Annotated in this window: 2 protein-coding genes; both read left to right on the top strand. The window is 47.4% G+C overall.

Going from position 1 to position 740, the window contains the following annotated elements; translation table 11 throughout:
• Window positions 1–276 precede the first annotated feature (276 nt).
• Entirely contained in the window at window positions 277–366 is a 90-nt protein-coding gene (locus KSW37_RS15670) for a smalltalk protein (RefSeq protein ID WP_203054327.1), read from the top strand.
• 16 nt (window positions 367–382) lie between these two features.
• A partial coding sequence (locus tag KSW37_RS15665; RefSeq protein ID WP_217315385.1) for an N-acetylmuramoyl-L-alanine amidase occupies window positions 383–740 on the top strand: 358 nt, incomplete at its 3' end.

Here is a 740-nt window from a genome sequence, read left to right as displayed (position 1 = left end):
ACGTATGCGAAAACAGGAAGAAGGAATAAGGGGATAAGCTGAGCGGCGACAGGGATATTCCGAAGGCACCAACGGCTGGTTTTCATCCAGACATTTCCCGATGAAACAGCAAATCATAACGACTCAAGAACCTGCCTTTTACGGGTGTCCGGGCCATCAGTTTCTCCCCCATCCTTCTCCGTTTACAGACGCTTACTAAAACTAAATTTCAACCACTAAAACAAGCATGTGATAGTTATTATCCACTTAGTATTAATCATTAAAAAACAAAGCAAAATGAAAAGAGTAAACTGGAAAACCATCATCAACTTCCTCATCACGGTATTAACAGCTGTAGCCAGCTCATTCTGTGTACAGAACTGCTAAAAGAAAGAAGGTTGCCATGACACAGAAACATCGTAGCATTTCACTCATCGTGATCCACTGTTCTGCCACGAGAGTGACTCAGGATTTCACATTCGAGCAGTTGGAGGCGTGCCATCTTGCCCGCGGTTTCCGGAGTATCGGTTATCATTATTACATCACGAAGGATGGTGTGGTATATCCGGGTCGTCCGGAGTCAGAGGTAGGAGCCCATGCCCGTCATTACAATGCCCACAGCATCGGCATCTGTTATGAGGGAGGTCTCGACAAGAACGGCAAGCCTGCCGACACGCGTACTCCAGCCCAGAATCAGTCTCTGTATTCGCTTCTGGAGAGCCTCTGCCTCTCCTATCCTGATGCAGAGATACTGGGCCACC

It is taken from the genome of Segatella copri, assembly GCF_019127135.1.
Taxonomy (GTDB): Bacteria; Bacteroidota; Bacteroidia; order Bacteroidales; family Bacteroidaceae; genus Prevotella.
Note: the sequence above shows the minus strand (reverse complement) of the source record. Positions and strands in the feature narration are given on the sequence as shown.

Bases quoted from the DNA above. Each gene is read 5' to 3' on its own strand.
- KSW37_RS15670 (WP_203054327.1), top strand. From the start codon at position 277: ATGAAAAGAGTAAACTGGAAAACCATCATCAACTTCCTCATCACGGTA.